This is a genomic window from Streptomyces sp. LUP47B, assembly GCF_001746295.1.
Taxonomy (GTDB): domain Bacteria; phylum Actinomycetota; class Actinomycetes; order Streptomycetales; family Streptomycetaceae; genus Streptomyces.
This window is the reverse complement of the sequence record NZ_MJAH01000006.1, coordinates 643815-665170: the sequence shown is the minus strand read 5'-3', so window position 1 is coordinate 665170 and position 21356 is coordinate 643815. Positions and strand designations below refer to the sequence as shown.

Genomic DNA, 21356 nt, shown 5'->3' with positions numbered 1-21356 from the left:
CCACATCCACTCCACCTGCCCCAATATGCCGACCAACCTGCATCGAGAAATGCAGGAGAAAACGCGCATCAATGGTGAAAACGACCTCTTAGACGATAGAAGGCGCTCTCACCTCTCCAAGTAGCAGGCGGAGCGGATGGCGATTCGAGCGCTCGGCGGGACGTGCTTGAGGATGTAACGACACCTTCGTGGATCGGACGGAAAAGGAGGTCTTCGAGGGCGGCTCGTACCGACCGGCGCGGTAATGAGCCCTTGCTGGCGCCTCGGGTTGCGCATCCGAATGTCAGTGATCACCCCTATCGTCGACACCAGTAATTTCAGAGGGCTCCAGGGGGAACAGTGACCGACGGGCAGTGGCGAGCGAGGCGGTCCACGGGTTCCGGCGGCTCAGCCAGGCGCAAGCGCGTCGTGTCGACGGCGGTCATGGAGGCCGAAGGGTGTCTCGCCGACTTGAAGCGCGGACGCCGCGCCGCTCTCGAACTCAAAGAAGTCACTGAGCAGATGCTCTCGCCCGAGTACAAGGGGCGCGTACTGGTCGAGCTCCTTCAGAACGCCCATGACGCACACCTCGCCCGGCATGGCGACGGCCTCGTCGAGATCGTCCTCGACGAGGACGAGGGCGAACACGGCGTCCTCTATGTAGCGAACGGTGGAAGGCCCCTCGGGTACAAGAACTTCGAGGCGCTGTGCAGCATCGGCCTGTCGAGCAAGCGACCCGATGAGGGCATCGGCCACAAGGGTGTCGGCTTCAAGAGCGTGCTTCAGCTCACCTCCGCCCCGGAGATGTACAGCGTCAGGGGTTCCGCATCCAAGGCCTTCGACGGGTTCTGCTTCCGCTTCGCTCGGGACGACGACTTCGACTGGTTGGCGGACCAGGTTGCGCCCGGCCGCCCGGAGGCCGCCGACCAACTGCGCTCGAACTTGTCGTCGTTGAAGGTCCCGGTGCCGGTGGACGACGTCCCGGCCACAGTGGCGTCCTTCCGTCGGCGGGGGCTGGTGACTGTGGTCCGGCTCCCGCTGCGGTCCGCCGAGGCGAGGCTGGAAGCGGTGCGCCAGCTGCGCGAACTGACCGATGACGGGGCGCCGTTCGAACTCTTTCTGGACCGTCTCGGCAAAGTGGCCGTGACACACCGAGTGGGCGGCCGGGGGCGCCCCAGCCTCTACACGCGCAAAGTGGACACCCTCTTCGCCTCTCGCGACCTGAAGATCCAGCAGATCACACTGCGCCGTCGCACTCGCCTGATCATGGTGACGGCCGCCGTGGACAGTGAGCGCGCGCACGAGGCCATCGCCGCCGGCCTGGGATCGGGACCGTTGAAGGACGGCTGGCAGGCACTGGGCGACTCGGCCGTGGTCAGCGTGGCGGTGCCCGCGGGCAAGCCTCTGGAGCGCGGCAGGCTCTACACGTTCTTGCCCATGGGGCCACAACGGACCTGTCCGGTAAGCGGGTTCGTCAACGCTCCTTTCCACACGGACGTGAGCCGACGCACTATGGCGGAGTCCACGCAGTGGAACGACCTGCTGCTCGACACCGCGGCCGAGGCCTGCGCACAGGCGACCGTACTGGTCGACGAGGGACGTGTCGCGCTGCCCGCGGGCTCTCTCATCGACCTGATGTGCTGGGAGCACGACCAGGTTCGGCGCCTGGAACTGGCCTTCAAGGCACAGGACCGTGAGTTCGACGACGTACCGTTCATGCCGGTACTGCACCCCGCGGGCGCCCGCGCCTCGTACCGCTACGGCTACCTGTGGCGCGGCCCCGACCAGGCTCGCGTGTTCACACCGGAAGCCGTGGCAGCCGCCGGGGTCCGGCATGTCATCGACCCACAGCTCCATCCCCGGCGCGCCGAGCGGCTGACCGCGCTGGGTGAGGCCCGTGGACTCAGTCTCCTTCCGCCTGCCACCGTGCTCGCCGGTTGGGCGGAGAGCGTCGCTTCGGCCCACGCCCAGCGGGAGTTCGACGCGGGGAAGTGGGCGGACTACTACCACGACCTCTCGCTCTGCTTCCCTCGCACCGGCGAGGTGCTGAAGGACAGGAAGATCGTCCTCACAGCCGAGGGGAAGCTGGCTCCGGCCGGAGGTCCCGGACTGTTCTTCCGCGGCTCGGACGGTTCATCGGCAGCGCTGCCCGGCCTTCCGGCCGGACTCGCGAACAGCATCTCCTTCGTCCACGCGGAGATCGCCTGGATGGGAAGAAAGACAAGTCGGCGGTCCCGCGGCCGCACCTGGCTGGAGGAACAGGGGCTGGTGCGTGACTACAGTCCGCAAGCCCTCTTGGACGTGCTGGGCGAAGCTATGCGCAAGAACCGTGACGACGACGAAGCCCTGCGCGAGCACCTCCTGTTCGCCTGCGCCCTGTGGGCGTCATCCCTGGACCGGAACGGCAAGGGACCCGTGATCAGGGGACTGCTGGTGCCAGGCCGCAAAGGCTGGGTCCCCGCAACCGAGGCTATGTTCGGAGACGGCTGGACCGGCGCGCACAGCGGGATCGACCGGACGCTGACCCGCTTCCTCGATCACACCGAGGGAGTTTCCCCGGCTCTGGTAGCCGCCGCCGACCGGGTCGTCCGTCCCCCTCAGGAGATCTGCGCCGACACCCGGACCGACACACAGACCCTGCGGCGCTTCCTCGATCAGCAGGGCGTCCACCATGGCCTGCTACTGACCTACACCGCAACGTCCCAGGTGGTGAAGGGGCAGCTCCTCAACCACCCGTACGTCTTTCCCGGACTGTGGGCACTGAGCCTGAACTCGGACGAGCTGGCCCAGTGGCGGTCGACCGCTGAGCACTGGCCCAACCGGCGCAGCGTCCTGTACCAGACCGTCGAATACCGCCCTACCGGCAAGAAGGTGGCCATGCTCCCCGGCCAACGGGAGTACGCCGCGTTCGACGAAGAGAGCCGCCGACTCTACGCAGAACTAATCGTCCACGGCCTGGACACCTGGCACGCCAACGCCCTTGAGTTCCACTTCGCGGGCGGCTCCGACCGGCAGGGCACACCGTGGCCCACCCCTCTTGCGGCTTTCCTGAGCCGGGCGCCATGGATTCCCCAGACGGGCGACGACGAGGACGCCCCTGCCTTCACCACGGCCGGCCAGGCATGGTGGTGGGCTGCCGCAGAGGCGCCACCCGCCTTCCTCTCCGTCGCCTCCGCCGCGCTGCGCCGACGGCAGTCGGATCGCGTCCTCAAGCGCCTGCGCCTGCTCGGAGTACGCCGCTGGGACAGCGCGGAGACCGCCAGCGACCGGCTGCGCCACCTGCCCGCCCTGCTCCGCCGGATGCCGCGGCTCCGGCAGGGCCGCCTCGGGCATCTGCTCGGCAGGGCCTACGAACAGGCCTGGTCTGATCTGCTGCCCCTGCACGAGACCGGCACCGGCCGTCACCTCGGGCACCTGCCCGACCTCCTCGTGAGCCGGACCGGGACACTGGACGCCTTCCCGACCGGCCCCGAGACCGAACCGGTCTACGTGCCCGACGTGGCAGGGACCCAGAACCGCAGGCTGCTCAACCAGGTGCCCGTGCCCGTCCTCCCCATCGACGACCGGGCACTGGGCCAACGCGTCCACACCCACCTGGCGGCACAAGGACACCACTCGGTCCGCGGAACTAGCGAGGCAGAGGTCGACATCCGCGTGGACCTGCTGCCGATCGCCGACGCCCCCCGCGCACCACTGCTCACCCTGGCCGGACCCTGGCTGCCCACCCTCCTGGCCGCGCTGGTCGAATTCGACGACGATCGCTCCATCCGCCCCGAGGCCCCCACGGCACACCACGTACGACGACGGTTGGAAGCCTGCGGTGCCGTGTCCGCCCAGACCGCCATCACACACATAGCCGGACACACCCTCGACGACCCCGGCGACGACCGCTCACTCCTGCACGACGAGGAGGATCCCTGCGTCGTGATCGTGTGCGCACCTGGATCTTCCGACTGGCACGTGCTCCAGACCGCCTCCGCCGCCCTGAGCACCTTGGCCGGCGCTTCGTACCTGGCCACATCGGTACGGCTGGCACTCATCGAACTGGAGCGCCGTGGCCGCTCCGTCGCTGACGTCACCGACTCGGACATCGCCGCCGTGGTCAGCATCCCACTGCAGCGGCTGGAGGCCGTCCTGGCCGACCGTGCCTCGATCCGCTCCGGCAGCGCCCGCCTCGTCCCCCTGCTCGCCTGCATCGCGCCCGATCTCGCCGACGAACTGCGGCGCGGACAGGAAGACCTCCACGACCGCAAAGAGCTCCACGACTGGCTCGTGTCCAGGCTCGATCTCGACCGCGCTGATCACCTCCTGGGACTCGTGGACGACAATGACTGGCAGCGCAAGCTGTCCGCCCTGGGAGTGCCCCTGTCCGAGGCCAACCGGGTCTGGGAGACGCTGGACCTGCCGACCGTCGACAACTCGGAGACCCACCAACGGCAGTTCCAGGCCTGGTTGCAGCAGAACCGGGGCCGACTGGCCGACCGCGTCCGTGACGCGTACGTGACGACGTACAAGGCGGGCGCTCCCCTCACGGAGTACGTCCGACTGAGGTCGCTTCCCGGCCTGGAGCCAGACCCCCGCTGGGGGTTCGCCCACTGGAATCTCACCCCCGACCGGCTCGACTCCCACGCCGAGACATGGGCCGCCACCCGCCTGCCTGCGGCACCGGCCCGATCGCAACCGCCGCTTCCGGTGGCCGAGATCCACGAGGAGTGCGTCGACACCGTCCACACGCTCCTTCCCCGCCTGCGCGCCCGGATGGAGGCATGGCTCAACCGCCAGGGCCGCGAGGGTCTCTCGCTGCCGTCGGCCACCGAAGTCGCGTCGGCGATGGACGCCGAAGGCCTACTCGACTTCGAACCGATCGGCGTCCGTAAGCTGATCGCCTGGCTTCAGACCCACGGCCACTGGCCCGAGGGTATGCCCGCGACGGATCGGGCGGCCGACCTGGGCCTGAACGATCCCCCTCCGCTCACACCGACACCACCCAGGGGCGGCACACCTCTCCCCACCACCCCGGGCTCGTCGATCCTCCTCAACGGCCGCGCGCTCCCGGTCGGCCCGGACGACCTGCGCGATCTCGCTCGACGGATCGCCGCCGACCTCACCCCCGACCAACTCGCCGCCTCCCCACAGCCCGGCACACCGTCGGCACCCGCACTCCCGAGACAACGAACCACCTCCGGGGACGCCGGCCGCGGCGGGGGATACCGGGCCGTCCCCCGGGAAACCCAGAAGGACAGGGCCGTTGGACTCGCAGGAGAGGTGGCTGTGGCCGCCTGGTTGGAGCGGCAGTTCGGCGTCCCTCGCGAGCAATCCTGGAAGTCCGGGCTGCGCCAATACGTCTTCGCCGACGGCTCGGGCGACGACAGCCTCGGCTACGACTTCCTCATCCACGACGGGGATCGCACCCTCCTGTACGAGGTGAAGGCCTCGACCGGGGATCGGGGCGAGTTCGAACTTGGCGAGTCCGAAGTCGAACGAGCAAGTCACCTCCGCCCGGACGAGACCTACACCATCGTCTACGTCTCCCACGTCCTCGACAGCAACCACCGACGCATCACCCCTCTCCCCAACCCGTTCAGCGCCCCTGGCCTCGCCGGCTACCGGGTCGTCGGCACGTCCATGCGCTTGCGGTTCGAACTGCCGCCTGGGCGACCGGAGCCATCCCCGTAGGCGAATGCGCGGACGAACAATCGGGGCCCTCGTGCGCCTGGCACCCGAGGCCCGGTCACTGACTGCGTCGAGACGAGCGGCAGTGCTGAGTGATCACCGCGCTTTGGTGTTGGGCGAGGTGAGGTCGGGTGGATAACCCTTAGCGCGCAACCAGGTGTCAAGGGCGAGGGCAACGATGTCGCCATGGGACACGTCGTGGTCGGCGTTGTAGCGGCGAATGCGTTTTTGTAGCTGAAGTACGTCGGGGACGGCGTAGTTGAGCTGTCCGCGTTGGGTGCGGCGATTGCTGATGATCTCCAGCGTGTTCGGGTGTGGCGTAAATGGGTCTTCGGCGGGCTGGGACTGCGCTTCCAATGCGTCGGCCAGCTCACGCAGTCGTCGGGCGTGATGGGCGAGATCGGGCACGAACTACTCCGGTTGGTCCGGATAGGCGGATAGCTAGCCGCCTATTGGGTTAGTCGAATAGTCGGACGAACGGGTGGCCGCCCACCCCTACGAGGGGCGGCCACCCCGGGAGATGCGCGCCGCGTCAGAAGCCGCGGGCGGTGAGCCACTCATCCAGCGCGACCGAGACGATGTCGCCGATCGGCAGGTGATCGAGTTCGTTGTCCAGCGCGAAGCGCTTAATCCGCCGCTTCAGCTTCAGTGCGGTCGGCACGGAGGAGTCGAGGCTCTCGCGCGTGATGATGCGCTGGTTGAGAACGACGGCAGTCTCGGGAATGTCCTTGGGTCGACCGGGTCCCTGAGCCCACGGGGTTCCCTCGCTCGGTGCTGTCTCCGATCGCGTGTTCTGCTCTTGGTGAGATCCCGGAACATCCGTCCTCACCGGGAAGGCCGTACTGCCCGGGACCGGAGATACGGCTGGCCGGACGGCAACCTCGGCGGTCGGCGACGCCCCAGCGGTCGTGGGAGTAGCGTCGGTCAGTCCGGCCTGGGTAACCTGCTCGATCAGCTGCGCGGACTGAACTGCGGGTGCCGCGGGCTTGGCAGCGTGGGCCACGACCTGCTCGGGCCCCTGCATCGGATGCCCAGTGGGAACAGACTTCACCGCAGGTGCTCCTGCGGCCGGGTGAGCCAGCTGGGCAGCCGGGGCCTGGACGGGGCCGCTCGGTACGACGTCGACGGCCGGAGGGGTCTGGGGATGCGGCAACTCGGCGAGCATCCCGGTCGGGTCGCCGTGCGCCCCAGTTTCCGCGGGAGCCGTGGAAGGGTGCTGGGCCGCAGACTCATCGGCGGCGGGACGGCCTTCGCCCCGGGCAGCGGTCTGTTCAGCAGCGAACTGCTCGGGCGTGAGCTCGGCGGCCGGCGGAGGGGGCGGAGGGGTCGCCGTCTTGGCCCCGCCCAGGGTGCGCCCGCCGGTGCGGCGGGTCGGCGGTTTCGGCCTCTCGTTCTTCTCGCTCATGCCTCGGTCAGCTCCTTCATCAGGTTGGCGTACTCGCTCAGTTCGGTGGGGATCTCTCCGAAGGCCTCCATGTAGTGCACCCAGGAGTGGATGGTGGTCTCGGCGAGCGGGAACGCCTCGTCGCGGTCCGGGCCGATGCCCTCGCCCCTGGCGGGCTCCAGCAGCTTGTCCTTCGCGGTGCGGGGCAGGCTGGTGCGGTCGTCCGCCTTGACCATCACGACGTGGGCGGTGACACCCTGCTCGTTGCGGGCGGCGGCACGCTCGGCCTCGTCAAAGGTGGCCACGAGCTTCCGGCGCTCGATCTTGGTGGGAGCGACCGGGACGAGCAGCAGGTTCGCCTCGGTAACAGCCTCGTGGAAGATGCGGGCGCTGCCACCGCCGGCGTCGACCACGATCGCGCCGAACTCGGCGCGCTTGGTGCGGATGTACTCGGCGATGTCGTCGAACGGGTAGCGCTCGATGACCAGGTTGGCGGGGATCTCGAAGCCTTCGGCCTGGGCGACCTTGAACCAGTCGTAGGCGGACTGGCTGGTCGCGTCCGCGTCCAGCAGCAGCGTCGGCAGGTCGAGGACGACGGCGTAGTAGAGGGCGATGAACCAGGCAGAGGTGGTCTTGCCGGTGCCGCCCTTGAGCATGCCGACGACGATGACGAACGCGTCCCAGGCGCTCGCCGTGGCCGCGGCCAGGGTCTTGGTACGAGTGTTCTCACTCACGTGTGCTTGATCTCCAGAATCGGGAAAGGTGCGTTGACTTGAGTGCGTCGGTGAGAAGGCCGACGTCGGAGGCGGCTGAATACGGACGAAGGAGGGGCCCGTGCTGCAGTGCTGGATCCGGGGTGGCGCACCGTCGGACTCGGGATGTGCCAGGCGCCGACGGGGACACCTTCGAGGGCGCTCATGACCGCTTCCTCGGGGTGCGGGCCGGGCCGTGGCTGTGCTTGGGCCGCATCCGGGTGCCTGCCTGGTGCAGGAGCCGATAGACGGTGGCGACGGAGTAGCTGCACTCCTCGGCGAGGTCCGGCACGGTGGCGCCGGCCTCGTACCGTGCGCGCAGGGACAACGCGAGCTTCATCCGACGTGCGGCATTGGCTGCAGAGCGGATACGGAGTGTCTGCTGGGCGGTGCGGGGCGTGCCCCCGGCCTCGATCAGCAGTCGCCGGGCGGCACGTCGCGTCACGGACGCTGCCGTGGCCAACTCCGTGAGCGTGGCGCCCTGTTGCTCGTAGAGACGGCGCAGACGGGCCGCGAGATTGCGGCGGGCTTGCCCGTCGCGCATCCTGCGCGTCTGCCACGAGGTGCGCATCACGGTCCCGGCCTCGCGCAGACGATTCAGGACCGTGCCGTACGACAGCCCGCTCGTGGCGACGAGTTCGGCGACGGTGGCGCCGGACTCGTACTGCTCGCGCAGGCCTTCAGGAGTGATCGATTGGCTCTCAGCATCGGCGGGTGGGGGTTGTGGAGTCACGCGGCGGAGTTCCATTCCCTGAGGGCTTCGGCATGGGCAGCGGCCAGCTCGTCGTAACTGCGCTGGTCAGCAGGGGTGATGAGGATCAGTCGCCCGTCCGTGGCGAGGCGCCAATCGGCGGCAGGCCGACCGGTGACTGGGTCGAGGACGCTGCCGCCCGGGGTCTGCCACGCGGACGGGATCTCATCGGGCCGCGGTGCCGGGACCAGGACCTGGCGCCCGTCGCGGACGATCACCGTGGCCTTGCTGCGGTGTCCCGCGAACCGGTCCAGCGCCTTTTGGTATGCCGCCCGCTCGACCGCGTGCAGAGTCCTGCGCCGGACCGCGACGCCCGCCGTGGCGTAGCACTGGGCGATGCCGTCCCAGCCCTGTGCCGGCCGTGCGCCCGGTTCCGTGGCGGCATCCTGAGAGCCGTTGCCGAAGCCCTCCACGGCGCGGGGAGCGAGGGTCCAGGTCTCGCCGTCGTGGTGCACGAGACCGTGGTCGGCCAGGCGCCGCAAAGTCCGGTAGGCAGTGGCACGGGACACGGAAGCCGTACCGACGAGATCGCTGACCGTCTGAGCGGGCCGGACCTGCAGCGCTCCGATGATCATGAGGGCGGAGCTGCCGAGGCCGCGGTGGGCGAAGGCGTCGTGGCCCATCAGACGGGCGATGACGGTGGAGTCGATGTCGGCCGTCATGGCCGTCTCAGGGCTGGTCCACTCCTCAAGTGCCAGGTCGGGGGGGTACTGAGTGGTCCAGAAACGAGACAGTGAAGCGGAGCCACGACGGCCACCGGCGCTGCCGTAGTCGAGGTACCAGGTGGAACCCTCCCGGCCATGCCCGACCCGCAGCCGACGCAGCCAGCCCCCAGGCTTGAGAACGGTCTCGTAGACCACCCGCAGGGTTGTGCGGGAGACTCCCGCTTCCTCCGCGGTCTGCCGCTCACTGGCGTGGTGCAGAGGGCCACCGGCGGCCTCGGCGAAGTTCAGATGCGCCCGCAGCACCCGCAGCGCGGTCCGTCCCCGCTCGCCGCGCCAGGGCGTGGTCTCGATGCGATCCCGCAGCGCGGCCAAGACCTCGTATGCGTGGTGGCGTGAGCCCAGTGCTCGAGTTCCGGCGACCACGGCTGTCGCGCTGGCCCACACCCGGCGGATGTAGTCCAGGGCGCGCGCCTGCCCCGAGCGCACTGCGATGTGGCGGGCATGCCGACCACCCTCGTGGTCGGGGTGCAGCAGCAACCGGGTCAGCTCGTCGACGGTGCCGCCGGCCCGAGCGACATGGCAGGCGATCGCCGCCGTGACGCGGTGCCCGTGCTCGGCCGCGCCCTGCCGGTCCTGGCGCACGGCCACGGTGCGGCCGTCGGAGCCGAGCCTGCTGTAACTGCCCGTCGCGTACCGGCCGGTGAGATCCCCTAGGAGCACGAGTTCGGCGGCTGCCGGGCGAAGGTGGTGAAGGCCCAGTCGGCCGAACGGGTGAGGGATCTGCCGCTGTGGTTCTGCCTGATGACTGTGGTGTGGCACGGTGAGGTCGTCTCGCAAAGACAAGGGCGTCACCCAGGCCCGCTAAAACCACGGGTGATGCCCGGAACCGACCTCCGATCGGTGCCAGCGATGCCTCCAGGATTGCCGTCCTGGAGGCATTCGTATGCCTGGCCCCGCTCTGGAGGCAGGCGTCCCCATCGCAACTCGACCAAGGCAGGAGCGGAGCGCCGTCGAGGTCGCCGCTCCTGATCCGTCCGGTCAACTCGGGTCTCCCAGAAGCAGCTTGCAGAGGCACTGCCTCTGACTGCCTCCGAGCGACCCGGGTCGTACCGGGGTCGAATCAGAGCGTTTTCCTCTGACTGCCTCCGATCGCCTCTGCAACCCGTCCTAGCAGGTCACAGCCGCTTTAACCCTCATAAGCCCAGGTCAGAAAGGGTGCGGCAGATTTACTGGCGGTAGTGATAGAAGCCCTCGCGTCCCCGGACATCTCCGACCTCCGTGTCGGTGACGACGACTCCGGCGAGTCCTCGCGGTACATCGACGAGCGTGGCTGACCTGTTGACCGACATGATTCCTCCCTGGTCTTGATTCGACTGTCCATGGTTGACTCATAGCTGTCAATATTGATTGAATCAATACACGCCAATCAACCCACGTGGTTGCGGATACGGTGACTTCTTATGCGCGATCACGACCCCCTCCCCGGCCCCGCCGAGCGCCGGCTCAGCACCAAGGAAGCCGCCGAACTGCTGGGCGTGAAGCCCGAGACCGTCTACGCCTACGTGAGCCGAGGCCAGCTCAGCAGCCGACGCGTTCCCGGCGGCCGGGGCAGCACCTTCGACGCCAAGGAGGTCGAGACCCTCTCCCGGCGCAACCGCCGTGAGAGCGGCGGGAGTCCGGGTTCCGGCGGCGAACTGTCCGTGCGCACCCGCATCACGTTCATCGACCGGGACCGCTACTACTTCCGGGGCGTCGACGCCACCGAACTGGCCGCGCACCACTCCTACGAAGAGATCGCGGAATGGCTGTGGACCGGCCGCATGCGCCCCGGCGTCACCTTCACCGCGCCCGACGCCGCCGTCGAGGTGGCCCGCCGCGCGGTCGACGCGCTGCCCGAACACACGGGCCCCACCGACCGGTTGCGGGTGGCGGCGATCGCCGCCGCGGTCTCGGATCCACTGCGTTTCGACCTGTCCGAAGAAGCCGTGCTCGGCACCGCGCGGACCCTCATCCCGACCCTCGTCGCCGCTCTCCCGCCCGTGCTGCGCGACCGCCGGCGCGACGACGGCCCGCTGGCCCACAGGCTGTGGACGCGCCTCAGCGGACGCAAGCCCGACGAGGCGTCCCTGCGCGCCCTGGACACCGCACTGGGTCTGCTCGTCGACCACGACCTCGCCGCCTCGACCCTCGCGGTACGCGTCGCCGCATCGGCCCACGCGCACGCGTACGCCGCCGTCTCCGCCGGACTCGGTGTCCTGGAGGGCCCCTTGCACGGCGCTGCCAGCGGGCTCGCGCACAAACTGCTGCTCGATGTGCTCGACCGGGGCGACGCGGCCCCCGTCATCGCGGAGGAACTGCGGGCCGGCCGCCGGATCCCGGGCCTCGGTCACCGGCTCTACCCCGGCGAAGACCCACGCGCGCGAGCCCTGTTCGCCCTCCTGGAGGAGATCCCGCGCGCGGAACCCGCACTCCTCGCGGCCCGCGACATCGTGGCCACCACCGCCCGCCACGCCCCCCTGCACGCCAACGTGGACCTGGCCCTCGCGGCGCTCACCGCCTCCTCCGGGATGCCCTCCACGGCCGGCGAGACGATCTTCGCCGTCGCCCGCACGGCGGGCTGGATCGCCCACGCACTGGAGGAGTACGGGGAACGCCCCCTGCGCATGCGCCCGAGCGGCACTTATGTGGGCCCGAAGCCGCCCCAACCACTGCCGGAGGCCTGACAGCGGCACGGCCGGAAGTCGTCGCGCCGCAAGTCAGGTTAGGCTCACCTCTGTGAGTACCTGTTCAACGGTCTCGCACGACCTCGACGAGCCCGTTTCCGGAACCGCGGCCACCGCGCGGACCTGGCTGCTGCTGGAACAGTCCGGTCCCTGGGGCGCCAAGGCGCTCACTTCGAGCCACCTGGACCCCGCCCTGGGCCGCGCCCTGGAGGCCGCGGCGCACGACACGCGCGTGCGGATCGCGCTGATCCGGCGTCCCGGACGGCACGCAGACAGCGGAAGACCCACCACCCGGCAGGTGTACGCCGCCCACACCGTGCCCGGCAACGTATGGCTGCGCGGTGCGACCACCCGCGATCCGCGGGACCTGCTCGACCTGGACTTCGCCGCGCTCGGCAGGGGCGAACACGCCACCTTCGACTCCGTGCTCGGCGGGCGCCCCCACACCGGCGATCCCCTCGCGCTCGTCTGCACCAACGGCAAGCGGGACCGCTGCTGCGCGCTCCTCGGCCGCCCGCTCGCCGCGGAACTGGCCGCCTCGGGCGTCGAGGGCGCCTGGGAGGTCACCCATCTGGGTGGTCACCGGTTCTCCCCGACGCTGCTCGTTCTGCCGTACGGCTATGCCTACGGCCGCGCCGAGGCCCATGCCGTCAAGGAAGTCCTGCACAGCGTCCAGGAGGGCCGCATCGTGGTCGAGGGGTGCCGCGGCAGCTCCGCCTGGGAACGTCCCGGCCAGGCGGCCGAGCTGGCCGTGCGCACAGCGGTGCGCGAACACGCGGCGGAGGCGCTGACGGTCGTACGAACGGACGGCGCCGCCCCGCACTGGGAGGTGACCGTCGCACACGCCGACGGCCGCCACTGGAGCGTCCTCGTGGCCCAGACCGCGTCCCTGCCGCCCCGTCCGGAGAGCTGCGGTGCGTCGGCGCTCGGCTCACCCGCGCGGATGGACGTCGTGGCGGTGCACGAGCTGAGGACGTCGTAGCGTGCACGAGCTGAGGACGTCAGTAGCGCCGGCGAGCTGACCGGGCCCGCGGGCCCGTCCACGCATTGATCAAGAAATCCATGTCACACCCCCTGCGGCGGATCGGGCACCTCCACGTACCGTCTTCGGTATGAGCCGCACTCCCCCCGCCCGCCGCCTGCGCCTCGGGCTGCCCCGCCGGGTGTTCTCGCAGGTTCTCCTGATGCAGCTGGCGATCGCCGCGGGAGTCGCGGTGCTCGCGACCGGTCTGTTCCTCGCGCCTCTGAGCAACCAGCTCGACGACCAGGCGATGCGCCGGGCCCTCGCCATCGCCCAGACCACCGCCGCCGAGTCACAGATCGCCGAGCAGGTCACGGACACGCCCCCACTGCCCACCGGCCCCGTCCAGCGGGAGGCCGAGCGGATCCGCAGGGCGACCGGGGCCGAATACGTCGTGGTGATGGACTGGCGGGGCGTCCGCTGGTCGCACCCCACTCGCAGCGAGGTCGGCAGGATCGTCTCGACCGACCCGGGCCAGGCCCTGGCAGGCAAGGAGATCATGCAGATCGACAGCGGCACCCTGGGCCGCACCGCCCGCGGCAAGGTGCCCCTGTACGACAACGAACACAAGATCGTCGGAGCGGTCTCCGTCGGCATCGCCTACGACAGCGTGCGCGCCCGGCTGATCCACGCGATCCCGGGGCTGTTCGCCTACGCCGGCGGGGCCCTCGCCGTCGGCGCGCTGGCAGCCTGGCTGATCTCCCGGAGAGTCCAGCGACAGACTCGTGACCTGGCCTTCTCCGATATCTCCGCCCTCCTCGCCGAGCGCGAGGCCATGCTGCACGGCATCCGCGAAGGCGTCGTCGCCCTGGATCGCACCGGGCGCATCCGGCTGCTCAACGACGAGGCCCGCCGGCTGCTGAGCATCGGGGACGAGGCCGTCGGCCGGCCCCCCGACGAGGCCCTGGGGGACGGCCGTACCGCCGACGTCCTGGCCGGACGGGTGACGGGCACCGATCTGATCACCGTCCGCGGCCAGCGGGTGCTGGTCGCCAACCGCATGCCCACCGACGACGGAGGTGCCGTCGCCACCCTGCGCGACCGCACCGAACTGGAGCAGCTCGGCCGGGAGCTCGACTCGACCCACGGTCTGATCGACGCCCTGCGCGCGCAGGACCACGAGCACGCCAACCGGATGCACACGCTCCTAGGGCTGCTGGAGCTGGAGATGTACGACGACGCCGTGGAGTTCGTCGGAGAGGTCGTCGGCGACCACCGGGCCACCGCGGAGCAGGTCACCGAGAAGATCGAGGATCCGCTGCTCGCCGCGCTGCTGGTGGGCAAGGCGACCGTCGCGGCGGAGCGCGGTGTCGCCCTGTGGGTCTCCGACCGGACCCGGCTGCCGGACCGGCTGGTCGATCCGAGCGGGCTGGTCACGATCGTCGGCAACCTCGTGGACAACGCCCTGGACGCCGCCGCCGGCGCCCTGCACGCACGCGTGGAGGTCGAACTGCGCACAGAGGGCCGTACCGCCGTCCTCAGGGTGCGGGACACCGGGCCAGGAGTCCCGGTGGACCAGCGGGAACTCGTCTTCACCGAGGGCTGGTCGACCAAGGAGCCTCCTGCGCACCGGGGGCGCGGCCTCGGGCTCTCCCTCGTACGCAAGCTCGCCGAGCGTCAGGGCGGCAGCGCGGCCGTCGCAGATGCCGACGGCGGAGGCGCGGAGTTCACCGTCGTGCTGCCCGAGGCACTGGCCGAGCCGCAACCGGCGCTCACCGCGCCGCCCGCCCAGCGGGCCGCCACCGAGGAGGCATCGTGATGATCGAGGTGCTGGTCGTGGACGACGACACCCGCGTGGCACGCGTCAACGCCGCCTACGTCGAGAAGGTGCCCGGCTTCCATGTGGCCGGAGAGGCGCACACCGCGGCGGACGCGCTGCGGCAACTGGAGGCACTGCCCCACGTGGACCTGGTGCTGATGGACCACTACCTGCCCGACGAGACGGGTCTGGCGGTCGTCCAGGAGATGCGCCGACGTGGCCACCAGACCGACGTGATCATGGTGACGGCGGCGCGGGACGTGACGACCGTACAGGCGGCGATGCGGCACGGCGCGCTGCAGTACCTGGTCAAGCCGTTCGCCTTCGCGGGTCTCAAGGCCAGGCTGGAGGCGTACGCCGAGCTGCGGCGCACCCTGGACGGCGGGGGCGAGGCGGAACAGGCGGAGGTCGACCGCATCTTCGGCGCGCTGTCCACGCCCGGGGAGCCCGAGCTGCCCAAGGGACACTCCCCCACCACGGTGGAACTCGTCCGCAGATCCCTGATGAACGCCGAGGGGCCGCTGTCGGCCCAGGAGATCGCCGACCGGACGGGGGTGAGCCGGCAGACCGCCCAGCGCTATCTGAAGCTTCTGGAGCGCACGGGACGGGCCAGGCTCACTCTCAAGTACGGTGACGCGGGCCGCCCGGAACACCGTTACGTGTGGGCGACCCGCGCGTGAGGAGGCTCAGCCGGCGTTCTGCGCGGCCTTCTTGACGAACTCCGTGGTGTACGTCTTGTCGAGGTCGACGTCGGCGTTCTGGATGTTGGGGTTGAACGCCTTGAGGACCTTCTCGACGGTCTCGGGACCGTTCTCGGGCATCACGCCGTCCTTGGTGAACATCGGCAGCGTGTTCTTGATGGCCACCGCGTACAGCAGCTTGTTGCCCTGCGAGTAGTCGGCGGGCATCTTGTCGGCGATCTGGGTCGCGCTGTGGGTGGACATCCAGTTGAGCGTCTTGACGAATGCATTGGCCAACTTCTGGACGGTCTCCTTGTGACCGTTGACCCAGTCCGTCTGCATGTACAGGCTTGACGACGGATACGGTCCGCCGAGTGCCTCGTCCGAGCCCTGGGGCGTGCGCATGTCCAGAAGGATCTTTCCGGCCTTCTTGTCCAGGATCGTCGCGACGGTCGGGTCGGTCGTCATACCTCCGTCGATCGAGCCCTGCTGGAGCGCCGAGATGAAGGTCGGCCCCGCGCCGACGGCGACCGGCGTGAACTCACTGACCTTCACGCCGTTCTTGACGGCGAGGTACTTGGTGAGGAAGTCGGTCGAGGAGCCGAGGCCCGTGACGCCGAGCTTCTTGCCCTTGAAGTCCTTGGCCGAGGTGATGTCCCCCGCCGCCTTGTTGGAGACGATCTCCACCTCACCGGGCGCGTGCGAGAACTGCACGACCGACTCCACGTCCTTGCCCTTGACCTGCAGGTCGAGCGTGTGGTCGTAGAAGCCGACGGCCCCCTGGACCTGGCCGGAGACGAGCGCGGTCTCGGCCTGGACGCCGGCGGGCTCGCTCAGCAGCTCCACGTCGAGTCCCTCGGAGTCGAAGTAGCCGAGCCGCTGGGTGAGCATCGCGGGCAGGTAGATGACCTTGTCGAGGCCACCGACCATGATCTTGACCTTGGTCCCCTTGCCGTCACCCTTGCTGCCCGCCTCGGCCGACGCCGTGCCGGAAGCGTCGTTGGCACAGGCGGTGAGCGAGGAGAGGGCGAGCAGGCCGGCGGCGGCCAGGGAGGTGTATCTGGCGGTCTTGCGCATGGGGTTCACGTCCTTGTGAGGGGCGGTGCGGGGAAGGGCTGAGCCGGGGTTGGGCTGAGGATCGGGAGGCTGCCGTGGAAGGCCTCAGCTGTCGGAACTCGCCGGCTTCCAGCGGAAGATGCGGCGCTCGGCGAAGGTGAGCAGCCCTTCGGCGAGGAGGGCGACAACGGCGAGGATGACCATCGCGGCGTACACACCGGCCGCGTTGAAGGTGCCCTGGGACTGCGCGACGAGCAGGCCGATGCCCTTGGTCGCGCCGATGTATTCACCGACGATCGCGCCGATGAGGGCGAAGCCGAAGCTGACGTGCAGGCTGGTGAAGATCCACGAGGTCGCGGACGGGATGACGACCTGAAGCGTCACCCTGCGGTCGCTCGCGCCGAGGATGCGGGCGTTGGCGACCAGGTTGCGGTCGACCTCGCGGGCGCCCTGGAAGGCGTTGAAGAAGACCGGGAAGAAGACCAGGACAACGGCCGAGGCCACCTTGGAGGCCGGTCCGAGTCCGAACCAGATCACGAAGATGGGTGCAAGGACAATCCTCGGTATCGAGTTGAGCACCTTGATGTATGGACCAAGCACGTCGGCGAGCAAGGTGATCCGCCCCAGCGCAATGCCGAAGACCACACCGGCCACCACGCCGACGACCCAGCCCAGCAGCGCCTCGTACAGCGTGTACCAGATCTGCTCGCCCAACGAACCGAGCGCGGTCCCGTGCGTCACCCACGTCCAGATCTGGTCCCAGATCTTCGAGGGCATGGAGAAGTTGAAAGGATCGATGACCTCGGCCCGGGAGAGCAACTCCCACAGGCCGAGAACGGCCACCAGGAGCAGCACGCGGGACACGGCGACGACGATCCGGCGTCTGCGGACGGCACGCGCGCGTGAATGTGCGCGGTCCGTCTTGTTGCCGGGCTCGGTCATGGCCGGCGCGAGCTGGGCCTCGGGCATGATGTCAGGCGACATGGGCGGCGCCCCTCTCCCGGGTGATGCGGACCTCTTCACCGAGGGACTCCCAGATCTCGCGGTAGATCTCGATGAACCGCGGCTCCAGGCGCACCGACTCGACCTTGCGCGGCCGTGGCAGGTCGATGTCGAAGATCTGCTTGACGGTGGCGGGCCCGGCCGTCATCACCACGACCTTGTCGGCCAGCGCGATGGACTCCTCCAGGTCGTGGGTGACGAAGACGACGGAGGCGCCCGTGCCCTCCCACAGTTCGAGGAGTTCGTCCGACATCAGAGCCCGCGTCTGCACGTCGAGCGCGGAGAACGGCTCGTCCATGAGCAGGATCTCGGGGTCGTTGACGAAGGTCGCGGCGAGCGCCACGCGCTTGCGCTGGCCCCCGGAGAGCTGGTGGGGGTAGCGGTCCTCGAAGGCCGCGAGCCCGACCCGGGCCAGCCACTCCCGGGCATTCCGCTTGGCCTCCGCCTTGGGCACACCCCGGAAACGGGGGCCTGCCATGACATTGGCCAGGACCGTGCGCCACGGGAAGGTGGCGTCCTGCTGGAAGACGAAACCGACCTTTTCCCCGACTGCGCGGACCGGCTCCCCGACAACCAGCACCTCCCCCTCGGACGGCTCTTCCAACCCGCTGACCAGCGTCAACGTGGTCGACTTGCCGCAGCCCGTGGGCCCGACGACCGCCACGAACTCCCCACGTCCCACGGTGAGGTCAAGTCCCCTGACAGCCGTATGCAGACCCCCCGACGGGGTCCGGAATGTCTTGCTCGCGCCCCGCAGCTCGATGGCGGGGCTGGTGTCTGCGCTCATGGCCGGGGACGGTAGATGTGGCCTGCGCCACGGCATCAGTCTTCTGGGCACATGCCGTTCTTTTGCTTGCAACAGCCTGTTGTGCTCGTTTTGCGCGCGCTACAACAACGAAGCCGAAACACGGGCGTGACGCCCGCCAGGCCTTGAGGGAAAGAGGCCCGATGATTGACGTCCTGGTCGTGGACGACGACTTCCGTGTCGCCGAGATCAACGCCAAGTACGTGGGAAAGGTGCCCGGTTTCCGGGTGGCCGCTCGCGCCCACAGCGCTGCCCAGGCGCTGGCCAGCGTGCAGCGCGGGACCATCGATCTGGTCCTGCTCGACCACTACCTGCCCGACCAGACGGGTCTCGAACTCGTCCACCGCATGCGGGAACAGGGCCATGGCACCGACGTCATCATGATCACGGCAGCCGGGGACGTGACGACCGTCCAGGCCGCTATGCGCCTGGGCGCCCTCCACTACCTGGTCAAACCCTTCACCTTCGCGGCCCTGCGCACCCGGCTGGACTCCTACGCGGCCCTGCGCCGCACCGTCGACCGGGTCGGCGGCCGCGGCATCGCCGGCCAGGAGCAGGTCGACAGGATCTTCAGCGCCCTGCGCACCACCCCGGTTCCGCCGTCCCCGGGCCTGCCCAGCGGCCACTCAGAGCCGACGACAGACCTCATCTGCCGCGTCCTGCACCACGCCGACCACCCACTGTCGGCCCACGAGGTCGCCGCCGAGACGGGCCTGAGCCGCTCCACGGCCCAGCGCTACCTCCGCCATCTGGAACAGGCCGGCCGCCTCCGCCTGTCCCTCAGATACGGCGACACGGGGCGGCCGGAGCACCGCTACGCATGGGTGGCGCCATAGCCGTACGCCACGAAAGGCCTCGCCGGCAGAAGTCGTACGACGAAGACCCATGACGTACGACGACGAGGTCGCCGCCCGCTCACGGTCGCCGCTCCTACACGGCCCCCGCTCCCGTGAGCGACCGCACCTCGGTCTCCGCGTGCCTGGCCTCGTCCGCGACCTCCGCCGAGGTGACCGTGCCGAGCCAGCCCGCGACGAAGCCCAGCGGGATGGAGACCAGACCGGGGTTCTGCAGCGGGAAGTACTGGAAGTCGACGTCGGGAAAGAGCGACTCGGGGCTGCCGGACACCACGGGCGACAGCAGCACCAGGGCCATGGCCGGCAGGAGTCCGCCGTAGACGGACCAGACGGCGCCCCGGGTGGTGAACCCGCGCCAGAACAGCGAGTAGAGCAGCACCGGCAGATTCGCGGACGCAGCGACGGCGAAGGCGAGGCCCACCAGGAAAGCGACGTTGAGATCGCGGGCCAGCAGGCCGAGAGCGATCGCGACCACGCCGATCGCGACGGCGGCGGTCCTGGCCACGGCCACCTCACTGCGCGGCTTGGCCCGCCGGCGCCGCAGTGAGGCGTACAGGTCATGGGCGACGGAGGCCGAGGAGGCGAGCGTGATGCCGGCGACGACGGCGAGGATCGTGGCGAAGGCGACGGCGGCGACGATCGCGAACAGAACCGTTCCTCCCGTGGAGCCGGCACCGCCGCCCAGGTCGAGGGCCAGAAGGGGAACCGCGGTGTTCCCCGCGGCGTTCGATCCCCGTACCGCTTCGGGCCCCACGATCGCCGCGGCACCGAACCCGAGGACGATCGTCATCAGGTAGAAACCGCCGATGAGCCCGATCGACCAGACCACCGACCGCCGTGCGGCGCGTGCCGTGGGCACGGTGTAGAAGCGGGACAGGATGTGCGGCAGACCCGCCGTACCGAGCACGAGGGCGAGTCCCAGGCTGATGAAGTCGAGGCGGGCGGTCCAGTCCCCGCCGTACTTCAGACCGGGTGCCAGGAACGACTGACCGTGACCGCTGCGCTCCGCCGCCGTGAGCAGGAGTTCGTCGAAGTCGCCGTGGAACCGCACCAGCACGAGCACGGTCAACGCGATGGTCCCGCAGAGCAGCAGGACCGCCTTCACGATCTGGATCCAGGTGGTCGCCCGCATCCCTCCCAGGGACACGTAGATCACCATGAGCGCCCCCACGGCGATGACGGTCCAGGACTGGGCCGCCTCGCTGGTGCCTCCGAGCAGCAGTGCGACCAGGCTGCCCGCGCCCACCATCTGCGCCACCAGGTACAGAACGGACACGGTGACCGAGGAAGTCCCCGCCGCGATCCGCACCGGCCGCTCGCTCATCCGCGCGGCGACCACGTCGGCGAGCGTGAACCGCCCGCAGTTCCGCACCAGTTCGGCGACGAGGAAGAGCACCACCAGCCAGGCTACGAGGAAGCCCACCGAGTAGAGCATCCCGTCGTACCCGAAGAGCGCGATGAGCCCGGAGATACCGAGGAAGGACGCGGCCGACATGTAGTCACCCGCGATGGCAAAACCATTCTCCATCGGCGAGAACAACCGCCCGCCCGCGTAGAACTCCTCCGCCGAACCGTGCCGGTGGCGGCTCACCCACGTCGTGATCCCCAGCGTGACCGCGACGAACGCGCTGAACAGCAGCAGCGCCAGGGTCTGGTGATTCCCCGTCACGACGACGCACCGCCCCGTGCCGTGCGGGTCAGTTCCTGGGTGTCCCACCGCAGTTCCAGCGCGGCCCGGTCCCGGCGCAGCCTCGCATGCCGGGCGTAGGCCCAGGTCAGCAGGAAGGTCGTGAGGAACTGCCCGAGTCCCGCGAGCATCGCCACGTTCACCGCGCCGGCGACCGGCCGCGCCATCAGTCCCGGCGCGCTCGTCGCTGCCACGACATAGGCCACGTACCACGCGAAGAACCCGATGCCCGCGGGCACCACGAACCTCCGGTACCGGCTGCGCACTTCCTGAAAGGCCGCGCTGCGCTGCACTTCGAGGTAGACGTCGGCCGCCGCGGCGTCGCGGCCCTCGCGCTCCGCGCGCGCCGTCGCAGCCGGGCCCACGGATGTACCGTCACCGCCCGTCTCGCCCCAGCCTGAGGCGAGCGCGTCGTACCAGGGGTCGTCGTACCGCACACCGGCGGACGCCTCAGTGCTGGCCACATCGTGGCCGTCGTGGTTCTCGGCCGAACTCTCGGCATCACCCCCGCTTCCGCGGGGACGAGCGTTGCTTGACTGCATGCCCAAGGATGGACAGAACGGGA

16 protein-coding genes and 1 pseudogene are annotated in these 21356 nt (G+C 69.6%); 6 read left to right on the top strand and 11 right to left on the bottom strand.

Features of this window, described 5'->3' with window-relative positions; translation table 11 throughout:
• The first annotated feature begins 408 nt into the window (after positions 1-408).
• The gene (locus BFN33_RS21130; protein WP_141757979.1) at positions 409-5655 is read left to right on the top strand and encodes a sacsin N-terminal ATP-binding-like domain-containing protein; all 5247 of its coding nucleotides are present in this window, start codon (positions 409-411) and stop codon (positions 5653-5655) included.
• Positions 5656-5748: 93 nt separating this feature from the next.
• On the opposite strand, the gene BFN33_RS49955 is transcribed toward BFN33_RS21130, so the two are convergent.
• The 6 genes and pseudogenes from BFN33_RS49955 to BFN33_RS51970 form a co-directional block, all read right to left on the bottom strand.
• On the bottom strand, positions 5749-6060 hold the full coding sequence (locus BFN33_RS49955) for a hypothetical protein (RefSeq protein WP_079140906.1): 312 nt from the start codon (positions 6058-6060) through the stop codon (positions 5749-5751).
• Between the two features lie 124 nt (positions 6061-6184).
• Complete coding sequence (locus tag BFN33_RS52675) at positions 6185-6703, bottom strand: hypothetical protein (RefSeq protein ID WP_141757978.1); 519 nt, start codon at positions 6701-6703, stop codon at positions 6185-6187.
• A gap of 350 nt (positions 6704-7053) precedes the next feature.
• Positions 7054-7770, bottom strand: coding sequence for a ParA family protein (locus BFN33_RS21125; RefSeq protein WP_069761628.1), 717 nt, complete (start codon positions 7768-7770; stop codon positions 7054-7056).
• Positions 7771-7951: 181 nt separating this feature from the next.
• Complete coding sequence (locus BFN33_RS21120; RefSeq protein WP_069761627.1) at positions 7952-8536, bottom strand: hypothetical protein; 585 nt, start codon at positions 8534-8536, stop codon at positions 7952-7954.
• Positions 8518-10023 (bottom strand): helix-turn-helix domain-containing protein, encoded by a 1506-nt coding sequence (locus BFN33_RS21115; RefSeq protein WP_256122806.1) that lies wholly within the window; start codon positions 10021-10023, stop codon positions 8518-8520. The genes BFN33_RS21120 and BFN33_RS21115 overlap by 19 nt, the downstream gene beginning before the upstream one ends.
• A gap of 410 nt (positions 10024-10433) precedes the next feature.
• Positions 10434-10553, bottom strand: a pseudogene (locus BFN33_RS51970) (citrate synthase/methylcitrate synthase); the annotation flags it as partial.
• A gap of 111 nt (positions 10554-10664) precedes the next feature.
• Between BFN33_RS51970 and BFN33_RS21110 the strand changes: the two are divergent.
• From BFN33_RS21110 to BFN33_RS21095, 4 genes are all read left to right on the top strand, one after another.
• A complete protein-coding gene (locus BFN33_RS21110; protein ID WP_069761626.1) occupies positions 10665-11927 on the top strand; it encodes a citrate synthase in 1263 nt (420 codons plus the stop codon).
• Positions 11928-11979: 52 nt separating this feature from the next.
• Positions 11980-12909 carry a sucrase ferredoxin gene (locus BFN33_RS21105; protein ID WP_069761625.1) on the top strand — a complete coding sequence of 310 codons (930 nt, stop codon included), beginning with the start codon at positions 11980-11982 and terminating at the stop codon, positions 12907-12909.
• Between the two features lie 130 nt (positions 12910-13039).
• Positions 13040-14707 carry a sensor histidine kinase gene (locus BFN33_RS21100; protein WP_069761624.1) on the top strand — a complete coding sequence of 556 codons (1668 nt, stop codon included), beginning with the start codon at positions 13040-13042 and terminating at the stop codon, positions 14705-14707.
• The gene (locus BFN33_RS21095; RefSeq protein WP_069761623.1) at positions 14707-15387 is read left to right on the top strand and encodes a response regulator; all 681 of its coding nucleotides are present in this window, start codon (positions 14707-14709) and stop codon (positions 15385-15387) included. Before BFN33_RS21100 ends, BFN33_RS21095 begins: the two co-directional genes overlap by 1 nt.
• Before the next feature lie 6 nt (positions 15388-15393).
• Here the strand turns inward: BFN33_RS21095 and BFN33_RS21090 are convergent, their stop codons facing one another.
• From BFN33_RS21090 to BFN33_RS21080, 3 genes are all read right to left on the bottom strand, one after another.
• Positions 15394-16464: an ABC transporter substrate-binding protein gene (locus BFN33_RS21090; protein ID WP_069761622.1), complete on the bottom strand. Its 1071-nt coding sequence runs from the start codon at positions 16462-16464 to the stop codon at positions 15394-15396.
• Positions 16465-16548: 84 nt separating this feature from the next.
• Complete coding sequence (locus BFN33_RS21085) at positions 16549-17427, bottom strand: ABC transporter permease (RefSeq protein ID WP_069761621.1); 879 nt, start codon at positions 17425-17427, stop codon at positions 16549-16551.
• Positions 17417-18232: an ABC transporter ATP-binding protein gene (locus tag BFN33_RS21080; protein WP_069761620.1), complete on the bottom strand. Its 816-nt coding sequence runs from the start codon at positions 18230-18232 to the stop codon at positions 17417-17419. The genes BFN33_RS21085 and BFN33_RS21080 overlap by 11 nt, the downstream gene beginning before the upstream one ends.
• Positions 18233-18393: 161 nt before the next feature.
• On the opposite strand from BFN33_RS21080, the gene BFN33_RS21075 reads away from it, so the two are divergent.
• Positions 18394-19086, top strand: coding sequence for a response regulator (locus BFN33_RS21075; RefSeq protein WP_069761619.1), 693 nt, complete (start codon positions 18394-18396; stop codon positions 19084-19086).
• 94 nt (positions 19087-19180) lie between these two features.
• Here the strand turns inward: BFN33_RS21075 and BFN33_RS21070 are convergent, their stop codons facing one another.
• Positions 19181-20773, bottom strand: coding sequence for a cation acetate symporter (locus BFN33_RS21070; protein WP_069761618.1), 1593 nt, complete (start codon positions 20771-20773; stop codon positions 19181-19183).
• Entirely contained in the window at positions 20770-21333 is a 564-nt protein-coding gene (locus BFN33_RS21065) for a DUF485 domain-containing protein (RefSeq protein ID WP_069761617.1), read from the bottom strand. The genes BFN33_RS21070 and BFN33_RS21065 overlap by 4 nt, the downstream gene beginning before the upstream one ends.
• Positions 21334-21356 lie beyond the last annotated feature (23 nt).

What these genes read in the sequence shown, in the direction of transcription:
- BFN33_RS21065 (WP_069761617.1), bottom strand. Translation starts at nt 21,333, where the DNA reads ATGCAGTCAAGCAACGCTCGTCCCCGCGGAAGCGGGGGTGATGCCGAG.
- BFN33_RS21085 (WP_069761621.1), bottom strand. Translation starts at nt 17,427, where the DNA reads ATGTCGCCTGACATCATGCCCGAGGCCCAGCTCGCGCCGGCCATGACC.
- BFN33_RS21075 (WP_069761619.1), top strand. Translation starts at nt 18,394, where the DNA reads ATGATTGACGTCCTGGTCGTGGACGACGACTTCCGTGTCGCCGAGATC.
- BFN33_RS21095 (WP_069761623.1), top strand. Translation starts at nt 14,707, where the DNA reads ATGATCGAGGTGCTGGTCGTGGACGACGACACCCGCGTGGCACGCGTC.
- BFN33_RS21100 (WP_069761624.1), top strand. Translation starts at nt 13,040, where the DNA reads ATGAGCCGCACTCCCCCCGCCCGCCGCCTGCGCCTCGGGCTGCCCCGC.
- BFN33_RS21120 (WP_069761627.1), bottom strand. Translation starts at nt 8,536, where the DNA reads ATGGAACTCCGCCGCGTGACTCCACAACCCCCACCCGCCGATGCTGAG.
- BFN33_RS21080 (WP_069761620.1), bottom strand. Translation starts at nt 18,232, where the DNA reads ATGAGCGCAGACACCAGCCCCGCCATCGAGCTGCGGGGCGCGAGCAAG.
- BFN33_RS21110 (WP_069761626.1), top strand. Translation starts at nt 10,665, where the DNA reads ATGCGCGATCACGACCCCCTCCCCGGCCCCGCCGAGCGCCGGCTCAGC.
- BFN33_RS21090 (WP_069761622.1), bottom strand. Translation starts at nt 16,464, where the DNA reads ATGCGCAAGACCGCCAGATACACCTCCCTGGCCGCCGCCGGCCTGCTC.